Raw genomic sequence first — 24,734 nt, forward strand, 5'->3', positions numbered from 1 at the left:
CAGGGTTGCCTGCTTTTCACGTGAGGATGAGAGATCGATCTGCCGCGGTGAACGGACCGTCACACGACGTGGACGTGCCGTACTTGGAGCGGGTGTCCCGACCGCGGCTACGCTGCGGGGATTCCGGAATTCTCGCCTGATGGGGCTTGTGGGTACGGGCGCAGGAAGAGCTGGAGCGGTGATCGGGCGAGTTGCGGTGGAGGGTGAGGCGGATTTGGGCGCTTTCGGTGCGACAGGTGAGGCCGGTTTTGTAATGCGAGTCTGTGTGGGAGATGGTTTGACGGTCACCGACCGAATCGGTTTGCTGTTGGAAAGACCCGACCTGGTCGGGGCGGCAACCTTGACGGGCACCTTGACGGGCGTACGGACGACAGCAGCCGACGAGGCCCGGACAGCTGGAACAGCCGGTACCTTGGCTGGCGTGCTGTACACCGGAGCTGGCTTGCTGGCACTCTTGGGCGGTATGGCCGCCCGTTGAGCGGTGGCCGTTGGCCGGACCGGCTTCTTGGTTGGACTGGACGCTGGAGTTGCAGGCCGGGTGCTGGGCTTTGCCTGCTTCCGTCTGACCTCGGGGGCTTTGGCTCCAGGGCGCGCTGCAGGGGCTGTGCTGGTGACCGGCAAACTGGGGATGACGGGCAGGTCCGCTTCATGCTTGGTTGCGGGCGGCATGGCGGGCACTTCCTGCGGCGCTTCGGGCAGGATGGCGGGATCGGGCTCGAACAGGGTGGCCATGCCGACCTGTTGGGGAGCGCTGAAAATCCGTATCCCGGCGGGTGCGAGATAAGCGGCACTCAGCAGCGTCAGGCCGACAGGAACGAGCCCAGCACCCCAGCGGCCCGCGACGGAAGCACCCGTCAGCCGCCAGGTGTTGGTGCTGAACAATACCCCGACTGACAGCAGGAAGCCGCCGCTGAGCCAAAGGAAAGTAGCACTGTCGCTGGCCGATCGCCACATCAGCGGCAATCCGATCAGCACCGCAAAGATGGCTGCTCCGGTCCATAAACGGCGGCTGAGCGGCCCGAAGCCAAACGCGTAAGGCGTCAGGAGTAACAAGACTGCGCCAAGAATCAGCGCGGCATGAGGTGCAAGCAGCGCCACAATCGCGCCGCTGGCGGCCCCGAGTGACCAAGCCAGCCGAAGGGCCTGCCTGTGATGTATTCCCCGAAAGTGCATGCGCCCACGATAAGTGAGGAAGCTGATCGGGCCCCTCACAACACTTAAAGAGGGCCCTCACCGACGCTCATCAAGGCGCTGTCGAAGCATGATTTGGGCGGGGGAACTGGTGCGATCAAACATCACAGAAGACCGTTTAGCTTAACTGAACGATGCCGTCAGTCTTGACGGAACTCAGGCGACCTCGTGTTCAAGCGGGTGCAGGCGTCGAGAAAAGCGGTACGGCGCGGCAGGCAACAGTAGAGCGTGGAAGCAGCGCTTGCCCAAACTGGCCCCGGATGCGGTATAATCCTTGACTGGTTGCCCTAAGGGTTATGAACCCCGTGCATATAAACCCTGCAAACGCGTGGGGACGTGAGGAGAACATCATGGCGAAGAAGTGCTTTGTAACAGGAAAGAGTGGGATGGTCGTCAACAGCGTCATCCGTCGTGGTAAGGCCAAGGCGCAGGGCGGCGTGGGGCGCAAGGTGACCGGCGTCACCAAACACCGTCAGAAGGCCAACTTGCAAAAGAAGACCGTCATCGTCGACGGTGAAGTCAAGCGCGTTTGGCTCTCGACCAAGGCGTTGCGCCGCCTGCCGGAAAACATTCAGGTCATCTGAACAGGCCTCGCGAAATGGCAGGGCGATCCGATTCGGATCGCCCTGCCATTTCGCCGTTTGCTGCTTTCGTCAGTCGAGGTACCTTCCCGGCCTGCTGCACCCTCAGACTGAGTGGTGATCATTTTGTGTGCCCCCTCCGCAGGCATTCATCATGAGTCTGTGAAAAGATTGTAGCTGCCTCGGTAAAATTTTCCTTTTGTCCGCAAAGTATTGGGCGTATCATCAGGATGGTACCTGGACATGCCCTCTGATCGAGACTGTAGTGCCAAGCATGATGCCGACGGAGCATGCCGTGTCTTGCTGGCTGAGGCAGCTGAGGCACTCGACCGTGATTCACGGGAAGCAGAGCGCTTGGCGCTGGCCGCACGGGAAGTGGCGGTCACGCATGACTTGCTGGGAGAGGCGGCGTGGGCACTGTTTGTGGCCGGTCAGGCCGCGTGGCGACAAGGTGCCGTAATGCGCGCGACTGAAGCGATGGAGTCTTCCTTCGAACTTTTCCGGGTGGTCGGAAGGTGGCTGGACGCAGCTCGGGTACAGCTGAGCCTGGGAGGTTGGCGCTCAGCATCCGAACAGTACGAGACGGCTGTGGAGGCGGCTGAGATGGCACTGGTGTTCGCCGAGCAGGATGGTGATCCGAAGGTGCAGGCCGAGGCGCTCGAGCTGCTGGCCCACATTCGGCAGCGACAGGACCGGTCACAAGACGCGTGGCGCCTGCTGGAGCGCGCCCTGACCTTGTACCGGTCGAGCGGTGATGTACCCACACAAGTGCGGTGTCTGGGAAAGCTGGGCGACACCCTGAATGCCCTGGGTGACGATGCACCGGCCCTCTCTCATCTGCTTGAGGCTGAACGGTTGGTGCGTGAAGGGCAAAGTGACGAGTCGTGTGACGATTCGTCCTTGAAGGCGGCACTGCTGATCCGCCTTGGTGGTCTGTACCGAAAGCTGGGCGACCTGCAGCGCTCCCAAGCAGCGCTGCAGGAAGCACTGACGCTGAGTCAGGGCGGCCAGAACCGGTCGCATGAGATGGTATCGCATGAGACCGTGGCCACGCTGGAACTGGGACAGCTGCAGTTGGCGCTGAATGCGCCGGAGCAGGCCCAGGTGTCGCTGCAGCGTGGTCTTGCGCTTGCGCGGCTGCACGCTTTGCGCGCCCAGGAGTTCGCGGCGCTCGGCGGGCTGGGGAAGCTTCACGCCCTTCGGGGTGATCTGATGGAGGCTGCCGCTGCGCACCGGGAAGCGGCCGAGGTGGCCCGGGGGGTGACCGACGCTGCTGGTGAAGCGAGCGCACTGCTCGACCTGGCGCGTGTACATTTGTCCTTACAGCAGGTGCACAGCGCGCACGGCGTCCTGCAGCGCGCGCTCGCGCTGGTCGGCGACCCCGCTTGGAAAACCGCACCGCTGGAAATCCACGAGCTGCTCGCCCACACCTGCGCTCTTCTGGGCGATTTTCAGGCGGCCCTCGCGCATCACCGCCACTTTCACGTGCTTGATCAGCAACGGTTCGACGGATACACCACACGTCGCGCCTCGCGCCTCACCGATGCGCTTGAACTTGAACGGGCCCGACACGATGCCGAGGTCTACCGCCTGCGCACCGAGGCCGCGCGGCAGGCACGCGCAGAAGCGGAAGGTCAGGTGCGTGACCGCACGCTGGAGCTGGAACACTCGCAACTGGAAGCTTTTACACGACTGGCGCTGGCCGGTGAATACCGTGACGACGAAACCGGTCAGCATACCTGGCGTGTAGGCCAGTACACGGCGTCCATTGCACGGGCAATGGGCCTGCCCGACGAGCAGGTGGATCTCCTGGGTGTCGCGGCCCGCCTGCACGACGTGGGCAAGATCGGCATTCCCGACGCGATCTTGCTCAAGCCGGGCAAGTTCACTCCTGAAGAATACGAGCGCATGAAGACCCACACGATCATTGGCGCACGTCTCCTGTCGGGCAGCCGCTCGACCCTGTTGCAGCTGGCCGAGGTGATCGCCTGGACCCATCACGAACGCTGGGACGGCCAGGGATATCCGCACGGCTTGGCCGATGAAGCCATTCCGCTGCCCGGCCGCATCGTGGCCGTGGCCGACGTGTTCGACGCACTGACCCACGCCCGCACCTACAAACCGGCCTGGACCCATCAGGCGGCGCTTGACGAGCTGATGAAACAAAAAGGTGCGCAGTTCGACCCGCAGGTGGTGGAGGCCGCACTTGGCGTGTTCAGCACTTCCGGATTTTTTGAGGGACTTGAGCGCGATCAGACTGCGCAGCAGTCTTCTTTGGCCCGGGGTGCGGCGCGGCCGCCGGGGGCCGCGCGCCCGGAATCCCGGTAACCTGCGCGCCCACTGCCGGGTGTGGCCCGGACCATGTTAGGGCCCACGCTTGTGACGGGGTTTTGTGCGGGTATCATCGACGCCCAGGCCATGTTCGAGGGCGATACCCAGGGTCGTCAGCACCCCGGCTCCTGACCATCCGACGATACAGCTGATGCCCAGCAGGGCCACGTGGCTGACCGTGAACCATTCGAGCATGAGGGCCACCGTGGCGACGCTGGCAATGCCGGCAGAAAAGGCCGTGGCCAGCGTGCGCCGCATGCGGGGAAGCGTTTCCTTCATCAGCTGCCGGGCAAGCTGGGTGATGAACGCCGCCAGGAAGGCGGTCAGCAGCAATGTGAAAAGGGAAGGGGCAACGGGTGGCATCAAGGCTCCTTTCGAGGTTATGTCATCAACATAATATTCCAAGAGTCATAATTCAAGTCGAAAAACCCACATTATGCTTGACTGAAGTGCGCTAGATTCACTGCATGAGCAGCGCCAACCCAAATGAGGTCGCCGTGTGGCTGCGTGAACTGCGGGTGCGGCTCCGGTTGCGCCAGGATCAGGTGGAGGCGCACAGCGCGACCATCGGCGAGAGCTGTCGTATTTCGCAGTCATATCTCTCGAAACTGGAACGGGGCACCAAGACGCTGAGCAGCCTCACTCCACAGAAGATGAACGCCCTGCGCCTGATTTACCGGGTCAGCCCCGAGGAATGGGCCTCTCACACCGGCCTGAGCGTTGTGACCGGGCATGGCGAAGACGACGTGGTCGGCGGGCTTGAGTTTGTGCGGGTTCCCGTGCACGCGCTGGCCGCCGCCGGGCTGCCGCTCAGCGAGGACGGATCGAGCATCATCGACACCGAGCTGGTCCCGCGCGAGGAATTCAAAAACGGCATGGTGGTGCTGGAAGTGCAGGGAGAATCGATGACCAGCAGCGACGGCGGCCTGCGGCACGGCGACCGGATCTACGTCGACGTGAACGACCTGGAACTGCGCGAGGGCAAGGTGTACGTGCTGCACGTGCAGGGCGGGGGAATTCTGGTCAAGCGCGTTCGGCGCTTCGACGGTGATTTCTGGCTCACCAGCGATAACCCGGAATTCCCGCCCATTCGCCCGGATCAGGTAACGCTGGTCGGGCGGGTGTACTACCATCAGCCCAGGGGCCGGCGGCTGTAACCCGCAAAACGTGCGTGTCGATCAAGGGTCGGTCAGCAGTTCCTCGAGCGAGTAAGTTCGCGGCTGTGTGAAGAGCAATTCGTCGGTGGCCTCACGCTCGGCCTGCTCGCAGGCCCGCACGACGTAACTCATCCATTGGCGCTGGGAAAGACCGGCCGGCCTCGAAGAGGGAAGGTGTGCCCGCAGGCGTTCCTGAAGTAAGCGCTGCCAGGTCGCCTGTTGCTCTGCTGGGCCAGCCTGCTCCCAACCGCGATCACTTCTCATGAGCCCAGACTAGGGGAACAGAAAGAGAAGTGCGCTCAGCAAGCGTTTATCCGGTGCCGGATTCAAGAAACGCCCAAGGCGGCCGGGTCAGTCAGGCCGCTTTGGACGGGGTCCTGGCCGCGCGACGTGGGCGGCCGTCCGGTCGGTGCTCGGCGTCGAGCATCCGCTGTAAGGCGAGCTCGGAGCGTGACAGCCCCTCCAGCGCGTTGACACCCCGTGAGGAGCGAGGCTCGAAGTCATCGAGAATCCGACCTTCGAAATAACGATCGAAGATGACCGGGCAGATGTAGTGTGCGCGCACCACGGCCGGTGTGTTGCCCAGATCGGCCGCCACGACTTTCACGCACTCCACCACCGTTTTGCGGGCTTCACGTTCGCTGGCGGCCACTCCGGCTTCTGCCAGATATTCACCGGCCAGCAGTGTACCACCCCAGGTGCGGAAGTCCTTGGCGGTAAAAGGCCCGATCAGTTCTCGGATGTAGGCGTTGAGTTCTGCTGAACGCACTCGCGTCACCCCTTGCTCGCCGCGGGCCTGAAACAAAAAGCGGCCGGGCAAAGCCAGCAGCTTCTCGATGTTGGCTGCCAGCGTGCGATCGGTGAGCGCCTTGTGCTGCCAGATGCCGTGCTTGCCCTTGAAATGAAACTCGACGGTGTTGCCCACCACCTTGACATGACGCTTGTGCAGCGTCGAAAGGCCGTAGGTCTTGTGCCGCGTCGCGTAGGCGTCCGAGCCTACCCGGAAGTGCGCCACGTACAGCAGGCGGGTCATCAAGGCCAGCACCTTGCGCGGAGGCAGTTCTGCGCGCCGCAGATCGGCGGTGGTGAGTTGGCGCAGCTGGGGCAGCGCGAAAGCGAAGCGCGCCAGGCGTTGCCATTTGCGCAGCGCGCCTGCCTGCAGAAAGTCCGGATGATAGCGGTACTGCAGGCGTCCGGCCGCGTCACGCCCGAAGGCCTGCAATTCGGCGTCCGGATCCGGCGAGACGAACACCTCCTGATAAGCGGGTGGTACGGCCAGCCTGGCAATTCGCGCCAGCGCCGCTTGATCGGTCAGTTCGGTGCCGTCGGGATAGAAGTATCGAAACTCGTCCACCTTGCTGCCTTCGCGGCGCAGGTACTCGTCTTGCAGCAGTTCGGTGCGTGAAGTCATATGGCCTGACTTCGGCTGCCGCAGGCAGCGCGGCGAACGAGGCGCCCTGGCTTTGCAGGTGGAGTACCGGGCATGGTCACCGTAAGGTACGGGTGGGCCGTGTGGCGCACTTGAGGAACAGCTTGAGGCGGCCTTGACCGTAAAGAGTGGACCATGCACGGCGCCGCTTCCCGGTAAACCTCCCCTCAAGCCGGGCGTCCTCCCACGCCGCGCGAGGGGGCGGCTAGACTGACTGCATGCCCAAACTGAATGTGCAAGGTTACGGAGAATTCGAGGTTGGCGCCTCCGAGCGTCTGGTGCTGGCGCTGGAGCGCGTCGGCGTGGACATTCTGCACCGTTGTGGTGGTCAGGCGCGCTGCACCTCCTGCCGGGTAGAGTTCATGGAAGGTGAGCCAGAGCGCATGACGCAGGCCGAACGGAGCGTGCTGGAAGCCAAGGGGCTGCTGGGTCAGGCCCGACTGTCATGCCAGATGCTGTGCGATCACGACATGAGCCTCAGGCCGGTACAGACGGTCGCCAGTTCGGGTCTGGAAAGTGGCAAGACCCCCGCCGGGCAGATCGAGCCCGAGCCTGTCTGGGACAGCGGAGCCTGAAGAGGCACGGCTCAGCTGTCTGAACGGTCCGTGGTCGGGCCGGGTGTTTCCCCGGGGAAGCCCAGACCGGCCAGAATCCGTTCGCGCGGCCAGTGAATCAGTGCCTGCAACTCATCGAGTGTCTCCTCGAATTCCGGAGAACTTGTTTCGGCGGCGCGCAGCCGTTCCCACAAGGCGTTGCGCCGGCGCAACCAGGTCACGGTCTGCCCGGGCTCCTTCACGGGTTGCTGCGCAGAATCCGCGGAATGTGCAGGATGCGTGCCAGACCCAGCACCCAGGCCACCGAGAAGAGCGCGCCTGCCGCCACGTCCGTCGGGTAGTGCACGCCGATGTACACCCGTGAGAGCATCATGCCCACGGTATACAGCAGTCCGAGCACCACCGCAAAAACCCGGAAGCGCGCCGACCACAGCAGCACGATCAGGGTGCAGGCGAGCGCGGAGGCGAACATCGAGTGGCCGCTGGGAAAGGACGAGTCGGTCTCGGGCAGAAAAGGCACCCACAGGTCGGGCCGGGGACGATCGAAGAACTGCTTGAGCGCGAAGTTCACGCTCGCCACGCCGCCCAGGGCCAGCAGGACGAACCAGCCCAAACGGCGCCGACGGCGAAAATACACCACGAACAGTGTCACTGCGATGGGCAGCATCAGTTTGGCGCTGCCAAAAATCGAGAAGGCCGCTGCCGCGTGATTGGCAGGGTCGGAGGTGAAGCCGTGCACGAAACGCATGATCGCCTCGTCGACGGCCAGCGTTTCCTGCTCGTAGACGTCCTCGGCAATGTCGGCAAACAGGAAAAGCGGCACCAGCACCGTGAGCGCCAGAATCGACAGGGCCCGCCAGTGCGTCTTGAGAAGCTGTCCGAGGTGAACGAGATGTTCTTTCATGACCTTCGTCGAGGGTAACCTTGTCGGAAGATCGCTGCGTGAATCCCGGCTGGCAGGATGTTGGGAGTTGCGTGTGGTCTATCGTGTGAACGGCGAAAGCGCTGGATTTCTCACGCCCGTACATGGTGTCGAGCCCGCAGCTGATCGTGCGCCAAAACGAGAGGCGCAACTTCAAAAGTCTCGAGGACCTCCAGGGCAAACGCCTGGGCGTCGGTACCGGCAGCAATTACGAGCAGATCGCCAGCCGCCTGGGCGGCATTCAGGTGCGCACCTACAAAGCCCTCCTGATCCCCTCAAAGCCCTCAGCCTCGGGCGCATCGATGCGGCGCTCAACGACAGCCTGTGGCCGCGTACCTGGTGAAGCAGAGCGGACTGCCGCTCTCCCGCGCTGGGCAACTCGTTCATCGGGCTCGTCAAAGACACCTCGCTGGTATCGGTGATCACGGTGGTGGAGTTGCTGCAAGAAGGCAACCTGATCATCGCACGGACCTTTCAGCCCACGCCGGTCTGCCTGGCAGTCGCGGGCATCTACTGGGTGATCAGCAGCCTGCTGGTGCTGGTCCTGCGCAACATCGGGCGCCGACCGTCACACGGTCGTGTAGCGTAGGAACGTGACGCACCGCCCGATATTCGACTGCCTGGAGAGCGGGCGTCTGGTGCTGCGACGTTTTACCCGTACTGACGTGCCCGCCCTGGTCCGCTACCGCTCTGAGCAGGAAGTGGCGCGCTATCAAAGCTGGGACGCGCCATACCGCGAAATGCAGGCGCGCGAGCTCGTCGACGCCATGCAGACGCGCCAACCGGGGGAACCGGGCTGGTTTCAGTTTGCGATTGAGGAGCGCACCAGCCGCGCGTTGATCGGCGACCTGGGCCTTCACCTCTTCGAAGCCGAGCAGGCCGAAATCGGTTATACCCTCGCGCGGGAAGTCTGGGGACGGGGATACGGCAGTGAAGCGGTGGGCACCCTGCTGAACCTGGTCTTCGGGCAGCTGCTGGTGCACCGCATCATCGCCCGCACCGATCCGCGCAATGACCGCTCCGCGCGCCTGCTGCGCCGTCTGGGATTCCGTCACGAGGGCCGCTTTCTGGAAAGTTACTTTGACGGCGAACACTGGCTGGATGACGATCTGTACGCCCTGCTCAGCCGCGAATGGTTGAGGCACCCGGCTTGAAAGTTACCCTCCTTGCAACTGCCCTTCGAGCTGGGCCGCGGTGTCCTGCGCGCCCATCAGCCGGGCGGCATCCACGACCGACAGTCCGTTCGCGTCGCGCGCGTGCAGATTGGCGCCGCGCGCGAGCAGCAGCGTGGCCAGGGCGGTGCGGTTGAACATGGCGGCCATCATCAGGGCGGTCTTGCCGTCGGGCGAGGTGCTTTCGACGTCAGCACCCTGATCGAGCAGCAACTGCACCATCTGTTGGTCCCCCTTGTACACCGCGCCCAGCAGCGGTGTCTGGCCCTGGTCGTTGCGCAGCTCCGGGTCGGCGCCGTGTGACAGCAGGACGCGTGCCGCTGCGTGATGTCCGTGGTAGCAGGCCAGCATCAGCAGGCTGTCACCTTTCTGGTTGCGCAGATTCGGTGGCAGACCGCGCTCCAGCAGGGAAGTGAGCTGTGCGGCATCACCGCTCCTTGCAAGCTCAAAGATAGCCTGCAGGTAAGCCAGCGTCTCCTCGTCGAGCACGGCTGGTGCGGTGTCGGTGTTGGCATCGTGGTGCATGGGACCTCCTGTCTGGAATGTAGTGCAGCCGGGAGTGGACTGCCTGCCCGCGGAGACGGTCAGGTCAGGCGTGGACGGGTCATCAGCACCAGCAGAAAGGTCAGGGTATTGGTCAACACTACGGTCGCTCCAGGAGCGACGTTCAGGTAGTACGAAGCATACAGACCGATCACGCCGCTCAGGCTGCCGATCAAGGCTGCGACCAGCATCATGGCGCGCAGATTGCGGGTCAGCAGGCGGGCGGTGGCGCTTGACGTGATCAGCAAACTCACCGACAGGGTGGTACCGACCAGCTGAATGGTCAGCACCACCACCAGCGCGATCAGCATCAAGAGCAGGTTGTTGAGGCGCCCGACCGGCAGGCCGATGGCGCGCGCTTCCGTCGGGTCGAAGGAGATCAGCAGCAGCTCTTTTTGAAAGACCGTCAGCGTCAGGCCGATCAGGCCCGTGACGATCAGGGACGCCCACAGGTCCTGCGCTGAAACTCCCAGCGGATTGCCGACCAGAAAATTGGCCAGGTCGACGGCGTAACTGCGGGCACTGGACAGCAGCACCACGCCCAGCGCGAACATGCCCACAAAGACGATGCCGATGGCGCTGTCCTGCTTGAGGCCGCTGCGCTGCGTCACGAACCCGATGCCCAGCGAGGTTACGAGTGCCGCCAGCACTGCACCTCCCAGCAAATTCAGTTTCAGCAGAAAAGCCGCCACGATACCTGGAAACACCGCGTGACTCATCGCGTCCCCGATGTAGCTGAGGCCACGCAGCACCACGTACACGCCGATCACCGCGCACAGCACCGACACCACCGTGACGCTCAGGAGCGCGCGTACAAAGAACTCGTATTGCAGAGGCTCAAGTAGCCAGTTCATGCGCCCTCGTGTCCAGGTCCAAGGTGCGAGCTCGAAAAGGTGGCTTCGACGTTGTGCGGGGTGTAGACCTCTGCCGGAGTACCCTGGGCGATCACCGAGCGGTTGACCAGAATCAGCCGGTCGCACCAGCGTGCCGCGCTTTCCAGGTCGTGGGTGACCATCAGCACACCCTTGCCTGCCCGCGCCTGAGCTTGCAGGAGCGCCATCACCCGCTCCTGCGTGGCTGCGTCTACGCCGGTGAGTGGTTCGTCCAGCAGCAGCAGCAACGCCTGACGGACCAACATGCGCGCGAGCAGCACCCGTTGTTTTTGCCCACCTGATAAATCCGCGATGGGTCGCTGACGCAGATCGAGCACCCCGGTCTGCTCCAGGGCGCGACGCACGATTTCACGGTCCGTTCTTCCCGGCCAGCGCAGCCAGCCCAGCCGTCCGGTGCGGCCCATCATGGCGACTTCCCATACGGTGACGGGAAAGGACCAGTCGAGGGTCTGTTGCTGTGGCACGTAAGCGATGGCGTCCTTCGGGCGTGGAGCGAGGGCGGGCGCGAACCGCACCGATCCACCGGAAGTGGGTATGAGTCCCAGCAACGCCTTGAGCAGCGTGCTCTTGCCGGCCCCGTTGGGACCGATCAACGCCACGAACTCACCGCTTCGCACGTTCACACTGGCGTGCTCCAGGGCGTTCTGCGCGCCGTAACGCACGCTCAGATTCTCGGTTTCGAACAGCACTTCCGCCGCGGCCGCGTTTGGCACGGCAAAAATGCTCGCCGGACCTGCCTGGATCATTGTCGGCCCGTAAGACGCACCAGGGTGAGGCGCTCTGGGAGCTTGACGCTGCGCTGGGCAATTCCCAGGGAATTTGCCGAAGGCAGCAGAAAAGGGCAGGAAAGTGCAGTCTTTGGCATGAGGAAGGTCGGCGCCGCGAAAACCACGCGGGCGGGCGCGGGCAGCGCTCTATCATACCGCTCCTGAACCAGGGCAGACCGCTTCACTTCAGGGCGTTCACGATGGTATCCACGTTGTACCGGAACGCCTTGAGGAAGGTGTCGCCCGCGCTGCCCGGCTGGCCCAGCGCGTCGGTGTACAGGGGTGGAGCGATGCGCGCGCCGGTTTCGCGGCTGACACTCTGCGCGAGGCGGGCATTGACGGTGTTCTCCGTGAAAATGGCCTTGACCCCCTGCGCTTTGATGGCGCGAATCAGCCGGGCCGTGTCCTGCGCGGAGGGCGCCTGTTCGGTGCCGCGCCCTGGAAAGACTTCCCCGACCACCGTGAATCCGTAGCGGTGCGCGAAGTATCCCAGCGCGTCGTGGTTGGTGACCAGCTTGCGTTGTGCTTTCGGCAATTCGGCCACCCGTTTTCTGGCGTAGGCGTCGAGGGCCTGGATTTGCGCGATGTAGGTTCTGGCGTTGTTGGCGTAGGTTGTCCTGCCGGCCGGATCGGCCTGGGTGAGGGCGTCACGGATACGCCCGACATACGACACGGCGTGGTCGGCGTCCCACCAGGCGTGAGGATCGAATTCCCCGTGCCCGGCTTCTGCATGTTCCTCGTCTTCACCCGCGTGCTCTTCGGCTGCGCGCAGTTTCAGACCCTGGGTGAGCGTGACGACGCGGGCGCTGGGAGCCGCACTTTGCCGCAGGCGGTCAAACCAGTTTTCAAGACCGGCACCGTTCTGGAAGATCAACCTGGCTCCCGCGACGGCGCGGATGTCGCCAGTGGAAGGCTGGTAGGAGTGAGTATCACCGTTGACGGGAACAAGGTTGGTGACCTGCACGCGCGTGCCACCCACCGTCCGTACCATGTCCGATACCATCGAGAAGCTGCCCACCACCTTGAGCGGAGGAGCAGTCTGCGGCGTCTGGGCAAGGGCGCTTCCCGTAACAAGCAGCGTGGTAAGCAGGGACATCTGTTTCATAAGTCTCCAGGCAGACACCTTTCGGTATCCTGATAAATAATAATCGCTTATCAACAATTTACAAAGAGCTCGTCTCATCACCAGCGCCATGGCGGACCGGGCGCAACAAAGAACGGGGCCAAACAGTGTGGCGGCTCCCGGTGGCCGTACTGCACTGGGAGACTGCCCTGTGAGACTGTGCTGGGAGCCTGCGTTCCCGGCCGACACAGCAAAGCCGCTCCCGGAGGAGCGGCCGTTTGATTCCGGATTCTATTTGAGGGTAACGATGCGGGAAACGGAGGGAACACCGTTTTTGAGGATAAAGAGCATGTATTGACCCGGAGGAGCGAGATTCGGACTGCCCGGAGCGCGCAGGGTCAGCGTTCCCCCGGAGCGGCCGACAATGTCGAGGGTGCTGATGCGCTGGTTCATGTCAAAGGAGTGCGTCACCGAACCCAGACGGATCAAGGTGGCCTTGCCGATCTGGGCCGCGTCGGTCGTCGTGACCTCGAAGGTGTCCCCGTAGTCGATCACGGCCTTCGAGACACCCTGAATGCTGGGCCGCTCTCCCTTGAACAGGTACGGCGGACGGTACACCTGGGCGTTGCGGTACTTGTCGTACCCGGCGTTCTGCTGTTTTTCATCGGGGCAACCGGAGTACTCGGGATCACCGTCCGTGCAGGCTCCACCCCCGGAGACCAGCACCGTCGCATCGGGCAGCAGGATGGCCGTCGAGTGATACAGACGTTCGACTGTCATCGGTGCGAGCGAAGTCCACGACTTGCTGACCGGATTCCACAGTTCGGGAATCTTGACGGTAGCGTCCTGCCCGGCTTTGGCGGCGTTTTCGGGATCGTCGGGCGGATACTTGGCGTTGTTGAAGCCGTACGCCTGGGTGCCGCCCGTGACCAGCACGCTGCCGTCGGGCAGCAGGGTGGCATTGTGAAAGCGCCGCTTGTACTGCATCGGGGCGAAGGTGGTGTATTGGGCCGTACCACCCGACAGGTCGATTCCGATGGCGTGGTTGGTCGGGGAAATCCGGTTGGCCGAGGTTGGTGAGTTGTCGCGCTCGTCGCTGCCACCACCACCCAGCACCAGCACCTTGTCGGTGTCGTACATCACGGCCGTGCCGTAATCACGCCGCACCTTGTTGGGCGGTGGAGCGGGCGTCCAGCTGCCCGCGCCCCCGGTGCCGATCCAGCCGACCTCGTCCTTGTCCGGTCCGGCATTGAAGACCTGACCGTTCGAGGCAACGAACAGCCAGGGGTAGAAGTCAGTCTGGGCTTTGGCGCCGTCGAGGCGGCGCCAGGTGTTGCTGGTTGGATTGTAGACTTCCGGGGTTTCGGCGAAGGTGCCGGCGCCGAGCTTCTGGCCCTGAGGCACGGTAGAGTTACCGGCCACTGCCAGTACGTCTCCGTTGGGCAGGGTGGTGGTGGTGGGATACCAGCGGAACTCGGACATCGACGCGACTTTGGTCCACTTTTTGGTGCGGTAGTCGTAGATGTTGGTGTCCTTGATGCCCGCTTCGGCCGAACGGTGACGGAACAGCTTGGACAGATCGTCGCCCCCGGCAATCAGCAGCCGACCGTCGGCCAGCAGGGTGTGCCCGCCGCAGAAGATGGCGCTGCCCTGAAAGTTCATGGGGGTGTGGGTGTTGTTCGCGGGGTTCCATAAATCGATCTGGTTGTTGTATGGCACGCCACTTTTCCCGGCGTAGTTGGCCCAGTCCGGGTAGTAGTTGCCTCCGAACGACATCACCGTGCCGTCCGGCAGCAGCGTGGTGTGAATGGCCAGCACCGGCCAGTTGCCGATCAGCGTCGACCACTGGCCTTTGCTGCTGGCGTCCGCGCTTGGGGGTCCGAAGGCACTTTTGGCGGCCTCGTAATCCTGCGCCGGCACCACGCTGGCCCCTGGCCCAGGCCCAGGCGTCGGACCCGTCGAAGAACCAGGCCCCGTGCTACCACAGCCGACCAACAGGGCCGCACCCAACAATGTTATTCCAATAGAGCGATACATGAAACCTCCGAAACCCAACGTTGATATTCAAAGACGAACCTCTGAAGAGGCCCGGATCACACACCAGCGAAGGCACCGCACAACACCTGCCGATGCTCTGTGAAAAGAATGCCGGCCAAATCTGACGTGAACTCACACGATGGGTGAAGTTTTTGCCGGATTGGTTCTCATAGACTGCGTTGTCGTTCATTTCCAAAGCTTTGTTCAGGAGACGTGCGCAACGCGATTTTTGTCAAATCGTGACGTCGGCACAATCACTTGATTTGACCTTCATGTGTGGTCGGCACTTTCCGCAGGGATCACCTGTCGACGAGGCTGTGCCGGCTGCTGTTCACAGCCCTGCCAGCCTGTGACCGTCAGTCGGCCGACCCGCTTTCGGAGGCCGCCAGTTCGCCCTGGGCCTCGGAGAGCTTCAGCAGGCCGCCCAGCACCTGCATGAGTGCCAACGCCAGGGCGGGCATGCCCGCCATCAGCATCACCAGACCACTGATCTGCTGATTTTGCAGCGGCGTCAGATTCCACAGACACGGCACGTTCACATAAGGGCTGTACAGCACGGCGGGACTGTACAGCCAGACGGCCGCCACGCCCATCATCGGCAGGGCGCTCAGAAAACCAAAAGCTCCCCGACCGAGCACCGACAGACGGTTCAGCTGCGGCACGGTGTTCAGTGCGACCGCCCACAGCAACGTGCCGCCCAGCAGGTAGAGCACGGGCAGCAGCGTCGACGCAGTGGCGCTTACCAGCGAGGCATTAAAGCCAATGGGCAGATTCCAGAATACGATAATGGTCGTCCATAAGGCAAAGACCACAAAGGGATCGAGCACGAACGACAGCAGACGGCGCGCCGGTCCACTTCGGTGCAGGGCCAGCAGTCCGGAAGGCAGGCCCAGCATCAGCAGTGGTGGAGCCAGCTCGGCCAGCAGCATCAGGCGACCCATGTACAGCGCCATCGAATTCAGCGTGTACGACGAAGCGTTCGTTTGCAGCCCCAGCAGGGCCACCAGCGCGCCCAGACCGAACAGCAGCGCCCGCCACCCGGGCCAGTGTGCGCGTGCCTCGGCACTTCGGCGCACGCGCACGAAGTGCCAGAAGTACACTCCCACGAGTGCCACGGTCACGCCCCATACCAGGGGATCCAAGCGCCACGAGAACAACAGGGCCGCCGGCGAAGGATTCAGATCCACGCGTTCACTCCTTCAGAACCTGCCGCAGATCGCGCACGACCCGGTCGAGTTGCGGCAACTGCGTGTAGTCCCATACCAGGCGCATTTTTCCCTCACGGTCGATGAGGTACGTGGCGGTCGTGTGGTTGATGGCGTAATTTCCCGAGGTTCCCGTTCCCGAGCTGGCCGAGGCACCTTTCGGCTGGATGGGCGCCTTGGCATACCCCACACCGTACGATTTGGCAACGGCTGCCAGCTGGGGTTCGGGAAGACGCAGGCCCGTCAGGCCACCACCGAAGAAATTCGTGTAGGCCTGAAGCTGCGCCACGGTGTCGCGCTCTGGATCGAGGCTCACGAACACGATACGCAGGTCATCCTGTACGTCGGCGGGCAGCTGTTCCTTGGCTTTGCGCAGGTAGTTCAGGGTCAGCGGACAGATGTCCGGGCAGCGCGTGAAGCCGAAAAACAGCGCCACCACTTCCCCGCGGGTACTGGCGAACTCGAAAGGCTGTCCCGATTGGTCGGTGGCGCTGAAGCCGGCTGCCAGCGGTCGGCTGTCGTAGGTCGTGCCGAAGTACGCAAAAGGACTCTTGATGCGGGCGTACAGCCACACGCCTCCCAACAGGGCCGCTACGGCCAGCAGGGCGCGGGTCAGACCACCCAGCCAGTCCAGGCCGGACGCGTCCAGGGCTTCCGTCTTCACTCAAACCTCCGCACGGGCAACTCCACGGGCAGATCCGGACGTCCCTGAAACGACAGGATCAGTGTCACACGCTCGCCTTCACGGGGCACACGGGTCAGGTCTTCCAGCATCAGGTGGGTGCGGCCCGGCGTGAGCGTGACCTCCTGGCCGGGTGACACCTTCAGCGAATCGAGCGGCTGCATGCCCTGCATACCGTGGGCATGCGCGTGGTCTGAGGCGGCGACCGTGGCAGTCTGCATCAGCGTGATCTGCCCGGCCAGCGGAGAACTGGCCCGGATGAGGCCCAGCGGTGCTTCGGTATCATTGCGCAGCGTGAAGTAGGCGCTTGAGACGTTCGAACCCGGCGGGACGGCCAGCACAAACCCGTTCAGGACCGAAATACCGCCTTGGCTGACGTGCAGAAGCGCGGTTTCCACCGGAGCCTGGCGGGTGTGCGGTGCGCTTCGCAGCCACCACACGCCACCGGCCAGCACCAGCAGGGCTGCCAGGACAGTCAGAAGGCGCCAGGACCACATGGCTTCAGGCTAGCGCGGCCACGCAAGACAAACGCCCTGTACCCGACAGCCTCGCTCAAGATTCCCGCATGGTCGCCGGTGCGGGCACGCCGCGGAGAGCCGGTCAGTTCTCGCGCTCCGTACGCGACGGCATGACCAGCTCGTGCAGACCGCGCTGCCACAGGTTCTGCTGCTCGTTCTGCCTGCGCTTTGCGTGATCCCAGGCGAGCAGCAGGGCCATCACCCCGTAAAAGGGCAGGTGCCCGACCAGTTCCTCCCAACGAAACACCGTCAGCGTCAGGTTGAAGGGCAGCCACGCCAGCACGATGATTTCGCGCGGAAAAAGATTGAACAGCAGGAACACCCCGACGAGCAGCTCCACGCTTCCCGCCAGCAGTACAAAGGTCTCGTCGGGCAGCGGCAGGCCGAAATTGCCGGGAACGTTCAGGGGGTACTCCTGCAAAAAGGCTCCCGCGAGCGGCAGATTGGCGAACTTCTCGCTGAAGGCCACCGCGATCAGGCTGAGGGCCACCCCGATGCGCAGGGCAGGCACCGCGAAGCGCGCGAGGCGGGCAGGTGGTTCGGTGTTTGGCAGGACCAGCCGCCCGACCGAGAAGGGCCCGCGTCCGGCAAGGTAGAAAAACACCGCGAACCCCAGGTAGTGCAGATTGTCGAGCATGTCACTCACGCCTGCGAGCGCCAGACCCGCGAACCACAGCAGCCCGAGCGCCAGCGCGGCGATGCGGGTGAAGCCTCCGTAGAAGAGGGCCAGCGCGATACCGACTTCCAGCAGCCCCACCGGATACGCCCAGCCGCCCAGCAGCTGGTTGTTGGGCGAGAACAGGCGGCCCTCCACGCCACTCACCAGCAGCGGTACGGCCAGGTGCGCGGCCAGAATGGCCGGAATGAAGGCGTAGAGCAGCGCCAGCCGTTCACCTGTCGCGCCGAAAGTGGCGAAGGTGGGCAGGAAGCCGCGCCCGTCACGTCGACGCTGCCACCACGCCGCCCCCAGCGCGCCCAGCAGAACCGCAGCGATCAGGGTGAGCGGCAGGGGCCGAAAAATCAGCTCGAAGCGGTTCGGGTAGGGGGCCGCGTCGATGAACCATTTCTCGTGCGCGCTCGCCGTTCCGAGCAGTGCGAGCAGGCAGGGCAGCAAACGAAGCATGCCTTAGCGTGTTCCGGCGTTCGGAGCGGGAGCAAGGGCGAACGTCTTGACGGGTACCTTCTGCGGACACTGAAGCCTTGAGCCATGCTTGAGGAACGGAGTGGCAACGGCGCCCGACCCGTACCCTCGGGGCAAGACGTGCTGTTGGGTACGCCGTGTAATGCGAGGTGAGTGTGTCCATGTGGCTCGTTTCCCTGATTTCGCTGGTCCTGCTGGTCAGCACGCACCTGTTTGCAGGACGGCTGCGCTTCCTTTCAGGTACGCCGCGTAGCCACTGGCTGTCGCTGGCGGGGGGCATCTCGGTCGGATACGTGTTCATGCAGCTGCTGCCCGAACTGAGCGAAAGCCAGGAGGTGCTGCAGGAACGCGCCGGGCCGTCCCTGGCCTATCTGGAGCACCACGCTTATCTGGTGGCGCTCGTGGGGCTGGTGGTGTTCTACGGTCTCGACCGCCTGGCGCGCGCCTCACGGCAACGCCAAAGGCAGCAGGGAGCAGGGGACCATACCCATCCTGAGGCGTTCTGGCCGCACATTCTGTCTTTCGCGGTGTACAACGCCCTGATCGGTTACCTGCTGCTGCACCGCGAGCAGGACAGCCCGCGCAGCCTGCTGACCTTCGCCGTCGCGTTGGCGCTGCATTTTGTGGTGAACGACTACGGTCTGCGTGAGGACCACAAGCATCAGTACGACCGGGTGGGCCGCTGGCTGGTCTCTGCGGCAATTGTGCTGGGCTGGCTGGTGGGCGTGCGCGTGGAGCTGCCCGAAACCACCGTCGCGGTGCTGCTGTCGTTCCTGTCCGGAGGCATTCTGATCAACGTCTTCAAGGAGGAGCTGCCCAGCGAGCGGGAAAGCCGCTTCTGGCCGTTTCTGCTGGGCGGTCTGCTGTACAGCGCCCTGCTGCTGCTGGCCTGAGCAGTACGCCAGAACCAGCGAAATACGCTAGAACCAGCGAATGGATGCTTACCTGCGCTGGCTGCGCTCGAAAATCGGTCATGAAGTCATCAAGGCGCCGGGGGCCGGGGTCGTGGTGCGGGACGACCAGGGGCGCGTGCTGCTGACCCGCCGCAGTGACGACGGCACCTGGGGGCTGCTGGGCGGCTGGCTCAGCCCCGGCGAATCGGCCCTGGAAGCGGCTCGGCGTGAGGTGCTCGAGGAGTCCGGCTGGGAAGTCGAGGTGACCGGACTGCTCGGGGTGTACAGCGATCCGGCCGAGATGCGCTGGACCTATCCCAACGGCGACCAGGCCGAGTTCGTGAACGTGATCTTCGAGGGCCGCCTGCTGCGCCAGGTGGGAGAACCTGACGACGAGACGCTCGAACTGCGCTTTTTCTCGCGTGAGGATCTGCCCGAGGTGCGGCCCAACGACCGCCGTCCGGTTGCGGACGCGCTGTCAGGCGCACCCCGGCCGTTTGTTCGCTGAGTCATACGGACTTGCGTTCCCCGAGCGTCTTGCCACTCACCCACTTTCTTTCACGCATGACGCGTGGCACGGTGAACCAAGGCGGCGCGGGAGTTGACCAGTCCAGGGACGGAGCGGAGGATAGACTGCGACCTTTGGAAAGGTGAGTGACAAACATGCCGAACAACAATGAATTCGCAGTTGGAATGCAGGCCGTGATCATGCGCAATCACCGCCCATGGAAAACAACCCGGGTGGAAGGCCGACATGGGGATGTGGTGCGCGTCGACGGTGGCTTCGAATACAGCGCCACGACAGGCGAGCGGATCGATACGGGCAACAAGGCCAACACGGAAGAACTGGTCGAGGCCACGCCGGCGCGCCTGGCGTACATCGAAGTGCGGGAGTTTCTCGCGGGCGCAGCGACCGTGAATATTCGGACGGTCAGTCCTGAGGCGATGGTGCGCCTGGCCGAGTTGGTCCGGGAGTTTCAGCAGATCACCAACACTGGACGGGACGAGTAGGTGCTTGATTGTGCCACCAGCATGAAACACTGAGAAAGAAATGGCCCGCTCGGGCCTTGCGGTGAGGTACACGTTCGAGCCTGGGCCGCCGCGCACGACGTGTTTGCCGACGTTCTTATAAAAGATGTGGTTGAACTGACTTGTTTCAGCTTAGAAAATGCGGTCTAGCATGGTATTCTGGCCTTTCTATAGGTCTCGCCGCCGCGGGCGAGGGGGCCGTTTAGAAGTACTGGCGAAGATTTGCGGCAGTCTGGCAGTAACTCGTCTGCTATTAATGGTAATGCACAACAAAAACAGGTGACGATTGATGAAAAACGCTATTCGACGCCGTGTTTCCACTATTTTTTCTACGACCGCACTTATCGGTTTCGTGACCCAAGCAAGTGAGCTATCACTACCCAAGGTGAAGGGTGCTGGTCCTTCAGTTTCTGGATTGTCTTCATTACGAACTGCTTCGGTTGAGGGATTCATGGCTAATAACAAATAGTTGTGAACTGGCTTGGCAGCGTTGGCTTTAACGATGCCCACAGGGTCTCTCGCGCAAAATAATGACCAACCTACCCCGCAAGGTAACTACTCAGCGGGGGGTCTGGGCTTCGGCAAGGCTGTAGAGTAGGGCATCTCCGACGACACCTGCCCGAACTGCAAAAAGCTGGAAGCTCAGCTGGCCGAAGTGCTGGCTGAACTTCGAGAAATCAAGGCGCGCCTCGGACTCAACAGCAGCACCTCCCACCAGCCACCCAGCCAGGACAAACCCTGGGCACCAAAGAGTGAGCGTCAGAAAACAGGCCGGACACCAGGTGCTCAGGCCGGCCACAAGGGCAAGACACTGAAGATGGTGGAGCACCCGGATGAGGTGGTGACGCTTCCGATTACCGGCTATTGCGGTTGCGGTCAGTCCTGGGAGGGGATAGCAGTGAGTGATGAACTGGCCCGCCAGGTTCTGGACCTCCCGAAGATCCGTCTGCATGCGCTGGAATATCGTGCCCAGGTCAAGGTCTGCCCGTCGTGTCAGCACCGGGAGCAAGCTCCCTTTCCCGCGCATGTCCCAGGTCAGGTGCAGTACGGTCCCCGCGTGCATGGCTTGGCGGTCTACCTAATGCCGTGCAGTTCGTCCCCCTGAAGCGGACCTCGAACATCCTGGAAGCGATCTGCGGAGCACGCCTGAGTGACGGCACCATTTCGTTGAACCTTAAGTTGGCGGCTCAGCGTCTGGTGCCTTTTGAGACGGAGCTCAAAGCCGCACTCCTGAAGGAGTCCGATCTTCACGCGGACGAGACCGGCTGCAAGGTCAAGGGGAAGCTGGCGTGGATGCACGTGGTGAGCAGCAAGCAACTCACGCTGTATGGTCATCACGCACAGCGCGGGTACGCTGCTCTGAAAGCCATGGACGTGCTTCCTCACTTCAAGGGGACACTCGTTCACGACGCCTGGAGCACGTATTTCCAGCTTCCCGCTGAGCATGCCTTGTGCAATGCACACCTGCTGAGGGAATGGCGGCATCTGGAGGAACAGCATGGACAGTTTTGGGCCGGGGAGCTGCGCAGCGCTATGCAGTTCGTCTATCACGAGTACAAAGCTGGCACGCTGACTGCAGAGGGAAAAGCCGCGTTCCTGAGGCAGTTCGATAAGTTGGTGCAGGCCGGATTAGACACCAACCCAGCAGTGGAACCGGTACCTGGACAGCGCGGAAGAGTAAAGCAGACCCTCGGACGGAACCTGGCCTTGAGGTGTCAGCGGCATCGGGAGGCGATTCTGCGTTTCCTTCATTACGAGCAGGTGCCGTTTGATAACAATCAAGCGGAGCGCGATATACGGATGGTGTGCGTGAAGCGGAAGGTTTCGGGTGGCTTTCGTTCGATGGAAGGTGGGGTGAACTTCTGCCGCCTTAGAAGTTACTCCTCGACGCTTCAGAAGCAGGGACTGAATATTTGGCAGGGACTCATCAGCGTCTTTCGTGGTGATATCCTCCTGCCCAACCTCTCGTGCTGAAGCATTACCTGGAGTGATCTATGGACTCTGATAAGATCGACAAGATCGTTAATGACTACCTTGCTCAAAATACCGAAGTCGCATATTTGTTCGCTGGACTTTTTTGTATCGGATACGGCGCCCGGCTCTATTGGCCCGTGCGGCAAGCTTTGCGCAGTGGAATAATTGCGCATCGCCATGGTAGCAAGACGCAGCACATGATGCGCGATGCAGACCCTCTTAACTTTGCTCTCGTACTAGCCGTCCAGTTAAAACGAGCAGTGATGGCCGTGATTGTCGGGGCACTCTTTTCCTTTGGCGCGATTATTAATCTAGCTCGCTTTTAGATTGTTGGTGACTACTCAGCGCGGGACTGGTGCTCGCGCTGAGTAGTCACCCCGCAAGGTCAATACTGCGTATACATCCTGTTCCCGGTACAAATATGCGCTTACTGGTGAAATAAAAGAAGTGATGAATATTAAGGCATCACTTCCATGTCTTGGAGTACATATGGCCATAAAAATAGGAATCGTCCCTCCAAAAGAACGCGTCCCCCCTCCAGTATGATCGCCGTCGTCTCAAACATGCTGTTTCCAAAACGCGGCGTTGGAAAGTCCCCACCGGCGTCTTTTCTCTATCCTTCCAGTGGGCGTCGCCTGTTTTACTTCCGCAACAAGGGGTGTATAATATGTGGCCTGATTGATATGAAAGTCGCAAGCGCGGCACATCAATCGGGTGTTACACTTATTATTATTGACCGATGGCCACACGAAGGACGACCGAAGCAGTCTACACCCTATTTAGATGATGTTGGTAATATTGTTGACTCTGATGGCACCTTGAATAAGGCATTTGACGTTGCTATCTATCCTACATTTGTTTTTGTTGATGACAGCAATAAAATTGTCGTCCGAGAAGTGGGAGCGGAGGCTAAGCCGGAAGTTTTCGACGAACACCTTCTCAAGCACTTCAACGCTCACCTCGATATTCCTATATAAGGATCCATCAAAGTGCTCCTGAGGGGGTCAGCCCTGACGGCCCGACAGAGTTTATGAAGTTGGGCGAAAAGCGAGCGTCCAGACGGTGTGGAGGGCATCTGAAAGCGAAGGTCTTCGACGTTCGTGGGACGGCGGCCGGGACGGGTCAGGATCAGCTCCCCCGACCAGACGCAACACGGCAAAGAAGGGTTTGCCCTGAGACAAGGCTTGTTGCACCGTTTTCCAGCCCAGCTTGAAGTACGACAGTCCCCGCTGCCAGTGAGAATCCACACTTCTCCGCTCTCCCGTGTCGACAGCGAAGGTTCCTTCGGAGACCAGCAGCAAGGTCAGCAGGTGAGGATGTCAGAATAAAGTTGCCTGGAACGCACTTCTTTTGGGTTCACACCCCACAATGGGGCTAAAAGTTCGCTCCAGACAGCTTCTATCTAAACTGCAAGATGTGGTTCAGGGATTTTCTCGACAAGATCACGCCGCACCGGCACGGAGACGACGAGCCCCTGGCAGAAGAAGTGACCCCGCGCTATTTCAGTAGCCCGGTCCCTGACCCAGCGCGAACCGCACGTCCACGCGATTCAGGCGGGTGACGCCCTCGGTGGTGCCCAGTTCGGGGCGCGGCATCAGCGAGAACGTCGCGCGGCGCTCTTTCCCGCCCTGCTGCGCGGTGAGGGTGACCGTCCACTCGCCTTCCTTGCTGCGCCGCGGGACGCCGGGGGTCCAGCCTCGGGTACGCAGGGCGGTGAGGTAGTGGGTCAACACGGCGTCGGGAGCCTGCGCGCTGCGCACGATGACGTAGGTGGTGTAGAAGGGACCGTTCGGGCCTTCCAGGCCGTAGCTGCTGCCGCTGGGGCTGATCCTGGTGCCGGCCGGGGCGGGCAGCGAGGGAAGCACCAGCCCACTGGCCCGCAACTCGGCCAGCGGATCACGCACGCTTTGGTTGCGTCCCGGCGAGTAAAAGTTCTGCTGGGCCGGGTCGGTCCACTCCAGGTTGGCAGGGCAGGTCGAGCTGGCCCCCTCGAACGACGAATAGCGGTAGGTGACCCGAGTGCCCCCAGCAGCAGGGATGGCTTGCACCACCAGGCTGCCGGGCACACCGGGCCTGCACTGACCGGAAAAGGCCTGGACGACCGTTCCATTCCCGAAACTGCTCTGGAAGACGCCCTCGGTAGTGGCGCTTTCGTACTGGTCGCGCCAGCCTTCCAGCGCGAGCACCTTGCGCGCTGTCACCCGTGCCGCTTCGGGGGCCACAGTGGTGTGGACCACCACCAGGGTTGACCACGGTTGTACGACCGATCCGATCAGCGTCTGTCCTGGCAGGTTCGGCAAGCGGAAGGGCAACGCCGGTGGAAGCTGGCCAGGCCGGAAGGCTTCCGGGCTACCGACCCCGGCGGTGGCCAGCAGCAGGGCACGTTCGGCTTCGGTCAGGCGCGAGAAGAGGTCAGGACTGGCCGGTTGTGCCAGCGCAGCTCCACCGACGAGCAGACTCATGGCCAGGATGCGCAGGGAGGAGATCATGCCGCACTGTACGTCGAGTGCGCCCGCCCTGAGAGCGAATGTGTGGTGAACGAAGCGGCTGAGACTGACGCTATTGCAACGACCGCCTGTCCGTAAGGTGTGAGCGTGTGCCGGTCATTCAGTCTGCTCCTGGTAAGCCCGTTTCGTACGACCGCCAGCGGCA

Annotated in this window: 27 protein-coding genes and 1 pseudogene; 13 read left to right on the top strand and 15 right to left on the bottom strand. The window is 62.5% G+C overall.

What is annotated here, in order from left to right; genetic code table 11:
• Window positions 1-277: 277 nt before the first annotated feature.
• From DEIPE_RS22325 to DEIPE_RS12205, 3 genes are all read left to right on the top strand, one after another.
• Window positions 278-478 carry a hypothetical protein gene (locus tag DEIPE_RS22325; protein ID WP_157448852.1) on the top strand — a complete coding sequence of 67 codons (201 nt, stop codon included), beginning with the start codon at window positions 278-280 and terminating at the stop codon, window positions 476-478.
• A gap of 1,063 nt (window positions 479-1,541) precedes the next feature.
• Entirely contained in the window at window positions 1,542-1,775 is a 234-nt protein-coding gene (gene rpmB / locus DEIPE_RS12200) for a 50S ribosomal protein L28 (RefSeq protein WP_015236268.1), read from the top strand.
• Window positions 1,776-2,072: 297 nt separating this feature from the next.
• Window positions 2,073-4,100 carry an HD domain-containing phosphohydrolase gene (locus DEIPE_RS12205; RefSeq protein WP_052326697.1) on the top strand — a complete coding sequence of 676 codons (2,028 nt, stop codon included), beginning with the start codon at window positions 2,073-2,075 and terminating at the stop codon, window positions 4,098-4,100.
• Between the two features lie 36 nt (window positions 4,101-4,136).
• Here DEIPE_RS12205 and DEIPE_RS22330 read toward each other — a convergent pair whose 3' ends face one another.
• A complete protein-coding gene (locus DEIPE_RS22330; protein ID WP_015236270.1) occupies window positions 4,137-4,466 on the bottom strand; it encodes a hypothetical protein in 330 nt (109 codons plus the stop codon).
• Between the two features lie 104 nt (window positions 4,467-4,570).
• Between DEIPE_RS22330 and DEIPE_RS12215 the strand changes: the two genes are divergently transcribed.
• On the top strand, window positions 4,571-5,260 hold the full coding sequence (locus DEIPE_RS12215; protein ID WP_015236271.1) for a S24 family peptidase: 690 nt from the start codon (window positions 4,571-4,573) through the stop codon (window positions 5,258-5,260).
• A gap of 21 nt (window positions 5,261-5,281) precedes the next feature.
• Here DEIPE_RS12215 and DEIPE_RS24035 read toward each other — a convergent pair whose 3' ends face one another.
• Together DEIPE_RS24035 and DEIPE_RS12220 are read right to left on the bottom strand one after the other, a co-directional pair.
• On the bottom strand, window positions 5,282-5,524 hold the full coding sequence (locus DEIPE_RS24035; RefSeq protein ID WP_015236272.1) for a hypothetical protein: 243 nt from the start codon (window positions 5,522-5,524) through the stop codon (window positions 5,282-5,284).
• A gap of 91 nt (window positions 5,525-5,615) precedes the next feature.
• Window positions 5,616-6,671, bottom strand: coding sequence for a DNA topoisomerase IB (locus tag DEIPE_RS12220; RefSeq protein WP_015236273.1), 1,056 nt, complete (start codon window positions 6,669-6,671; stop codon window positions 5,616-5,618).
• A gap of 236 nt (window positions 6,672-6,907) precedes the next feature.
• On the opposite strand from DEIPE_RS12220, the gene DEIPE_RS12225 reads away from it, so the two are divergent.
• Entirely contained in the window at window positions 6,908-7,264 is a 357-nt protein-coding gene (locus tag DEIPE_RS12225; RefSeq protein WP_015236274.1) for a 2Fe-2S iron-sulfur cluster-binding protein, read from the top strand.
• 11 nt (window positions 7,265-7,275) lie between these two features.
• Here the strand turns inward: DEIPE_RS12225 and DEIPE_RS12230 are convergent, their stop codons facing one another.
• Window positions 7,276-7,464, bottom strand: a complete 189-nt coding sequence (locus DEIPE_RS12230; protein ID WP_157448853.1) for a hypothetical protein — start codon at window positions 7,462-7,464, stop codon at window positions 7,276-7,278.
• Window positions 7,465-7,481: 17 nt separating this feature from the next.
• Window positions 7,482-8,147, bottom strand: coding sequence for a phosphatase PAP2 family protein (locus tag DEIPE_RS12235; protein WP_015236276.1), 666 nt, complete (start codon window positions 8,145-8,147; stop codon window positions 7,482-7,484).
• Window positions 8,148-8,583: 436 nt separating this feature from the next.
• Between DEIPE_RS12235 and DEIPE_RS24040 the strand changes: the two genes are divergently transcribed.
• The gene (locus DEIPE_RS24040; protein ID WP_157448854.1) at window positions 8,584-8,754 is read left to right on the top strand and encodes a hypothetical protein; all 171 of its coding nucleotides are present in this window, start codon (window positions 8,584-8,586) and stop codon (window positions 8,752-8,754) included.
• 4 nt (window positions 8,755-8,758) lie between these two features.
• Window positions 8,759-9,319, top strand: coding sequence for a GNAT family N-acetyltransferase (locus DEIPE_RS12245; RefSeq protein WP_015236277.1), 561 nt, complete (start codon window positions 8,759-8,761; stop codon window positions 9,317-9,319).
• Window positions 9,320-9,322: 3 nt separating this feature from the next.
• On the opposite strand, the gene DEIPE_RS12250 is transcribed toward DEIPE_RS12245, so the two are convergent.
• From DEIPE_RS12250 to DEIPE_RS12290, 9 genes are all read right to left on the bottom strand, one after another.
• Window positions 9,323-9,862, bottom strand: a complete 540-nt coding sequence (locus DEIPE_RS12250; protein WP_015236278.1) for an ankyrin repeat domain-containing protein — start codon at window positions 9,860-9,862, stop codon at window positions 9,323-9,325.
• A gap of 59 nt (window positions 9,863-9,921) precedes the next feature.
• Window positions 9,922-10,734 carry a manganese ABC transporter permease MntB gene (gene mntB / locus DEIPE_RS12255; protein ID WP_015236279.1) on the bottom strand — a complete coding sequence of 271 codons (813 nt, stop codon included), beginning with the start codon at window positions 10,732-10,734 and terminating at the stop codon, window positions 9,922-9,924.
• Window positions 10,731-11,459 carry a manganese ABC transporter ATP-binding protein MntA gene (gene mntA, locus DEIPE_RS12260; protein ID WP_041231485.1) on the bottom strand — a complete coding sequence of 243 codons (729 nt, stop codon included), beginning with the start codon at window positions 11,457-11,459 and terminating at the stop codon, window positions 10,731-10,733. Before mntA ends, mntB begins: the two co-directional genes overlap by 4 nt.
• Window positions 11,460-11,721: 262 nt before the next feature.
• Complete coding sequence (gene mntC / locus DEIPE_RS12265; RefSeq protein ID WP_015236281.1) at window positions 11,722-12,645, bottom strand: manganese ABC transporter substrate-binding protein MntC; 924 nt, start codon at window positions 12,643-12,645, stop codon at window positions 11,722-11,724.
• A gap of 249 nt (window positions 12,646-12,894) precedes the next feature.
• The gene (locus DEIPE_RS12270) at window positions 12,895-14,526 is read right to left on the bottom strand and encodes a galactose oxidase-like domain-containing protein (RefSeq protein WP_052326698.1); all 1,632 of its coding nucleotides are present in this window, start codon (window positions 14,524-14,526) and stop codon (window positions 12,895-12,897) included.
• 470 nt (window positions 14,527-14,996) lie between these two features.
• A complete protein-coding gene (locus tag DEIPE_RS12275; protein WP_015236283.1) occupies window positions 14,997-15,827 on the bottom strand; it encodes a cytochrome c oxidase assembly protein in 831 nt (276 codons plus the stop codon).
• 4 nt (window positions 15,828-15,831) lie between these two features.
• Window positions 15,832-16,509: an SCO family protein gene (locus tag DEIPE_RS12280; protein WP_015236284.1), complete on the bottom strand. Its 678-nt coding sequence runs from the start codon at window positions 16,507-16,509 to the stop codon at window positions 15,832-15,834.
• Window positions 16,506-17,024, bottom strand: a complete 519-nt coding sequence (locus DEIPE_RS12285; RefSeq protein WP_015236285.1) for a copper chaperone PCu(A)C — start codon at window positions 17,022-17,024, stop codon at window positions 16,506-16,508. Before DEIPE_RS12285 ends, DEIPE_RS12280 begins: the two co-directional genes overlap by 4 nt.
• A gap of 103 nt (window positions 17,025-17,127) precedes the next feature.
• Window positions 17,128-18,168 (bottom strand): hypothetical protein, encoded by a 1,041-nt coding sequence (locus DEIPE_RS12290; RefSeq protein WP_015236286.1) that lies wholly within the window; start codon window positions 18,166-18,168, stop codon window positions 17,128-17,130.
• Between the two features lie 179 nt (window positions 18,169-18,347).
• On the opposite strand from DEIPE_RS12290, the gene DEIPE_RS12295 reads away from it, so the two are divergent.
• The 6 genes and pseudogenes from DEIPE_RS12295 to DEIPE_RS24045 all read left to right on the top strand — a co-directional run bounded on the left by DEIPE_RS12295 (window position 18,348) and on the right by DEIPE_RS24045 (window position 23,059).
• Window positions 18,348-19,079, top strand: coding sequence for a hypothetical protein (locus tag DEIPE_RS12295; protein WP_015236287.1), 732 nt, complete (start codon window positions 18,348-18,350; stop codon window positions 19,077-19,079).
• Between the two features lie 40 nt (window positions 19,080-19,119).
• A complete protein-coding gene (locus tag DEIPE_RS12300; protein WP_015236288.1) occupies window positions 19,120-19,587 on the top strand; it encodes an NUDIX domain-containing protein in 468 nt (155 codons plus the stop codon).
• A gap of 155 nt (window positions 19,588-19,742) precedes the next feature.
• The gene (locus tag DEIPE_RS12305) at window positions 19,743-20,090 is read left to right on the top strand and encodes a hypothetical protein (RefSeq protein ID WP_015236289.1); all 348 of its coding nucleotides are present in this window, start codon (window positions 19,743-19,745) and stop codon (window positions 20,088-20,090) included.
• A 619-nt stretch (window positions 20,091-20,709) separates the two neighbouring features.
• Window positions 20,710-22,082, top strand: a pseudogene (gene tnpC / locus DEIPE_RS23170) (IS66 family transposase).
• 20 nt (window positions 22,083-22,102) lie between these two features.
• A complete protein-coding gene (locus tag DEIPE_RS12320) occupies window positions 22,103-22,408 on the top strand; it encodes a hypothetical protein (RefSeq protein ID WP_015236290.1) in 306 nt (101 codons plus the stop codon).
• A gap of 216 nt (window positions 22,409-22,624) precedes the next feature.
• Window positions 22,625-23,059: a TlpA family protein disulfide reductase gene (locus tag DEIPE_RS24045; RefSeq protein ID WP_157448855.1), complete on the top strand. Its 435-nt coding sequence runs from the start codon at window positions 22,625-22,627 to the stop codon at window positions 23,057-23,059.
• A 525-nt stretch (window positions 23,060-23,584) separates the two neighbouring features.
• On the opposite strand, the gene DEIPE_RS25000 is transcribed toward DEIPE_RS24045, so the two are convergent.
• Window positions 23,585-24,571: a hypothetical protein gene (locus DEIPE_RS25000; protein WP_015236292.1), complete on the bottom strand. Its 987-nt coding sequence runs from the start codon at window positions 24,569-24,571 to the stop codon at window positions 23,585-23,587.
• Between the last annotated feature and the right edge of the window lie 163 nt (window positions 24,572-24,734).

This window comes from Deinococcus peraridilitoris DSM 19664 (assembly GCF_000317835.1).
Lineage (GTDB): Bacteria > Deinococcota > Deinococci > Deinococcales > Deinococcaceae > Deinococcus_A > Deinococcus_A peraridilitoris.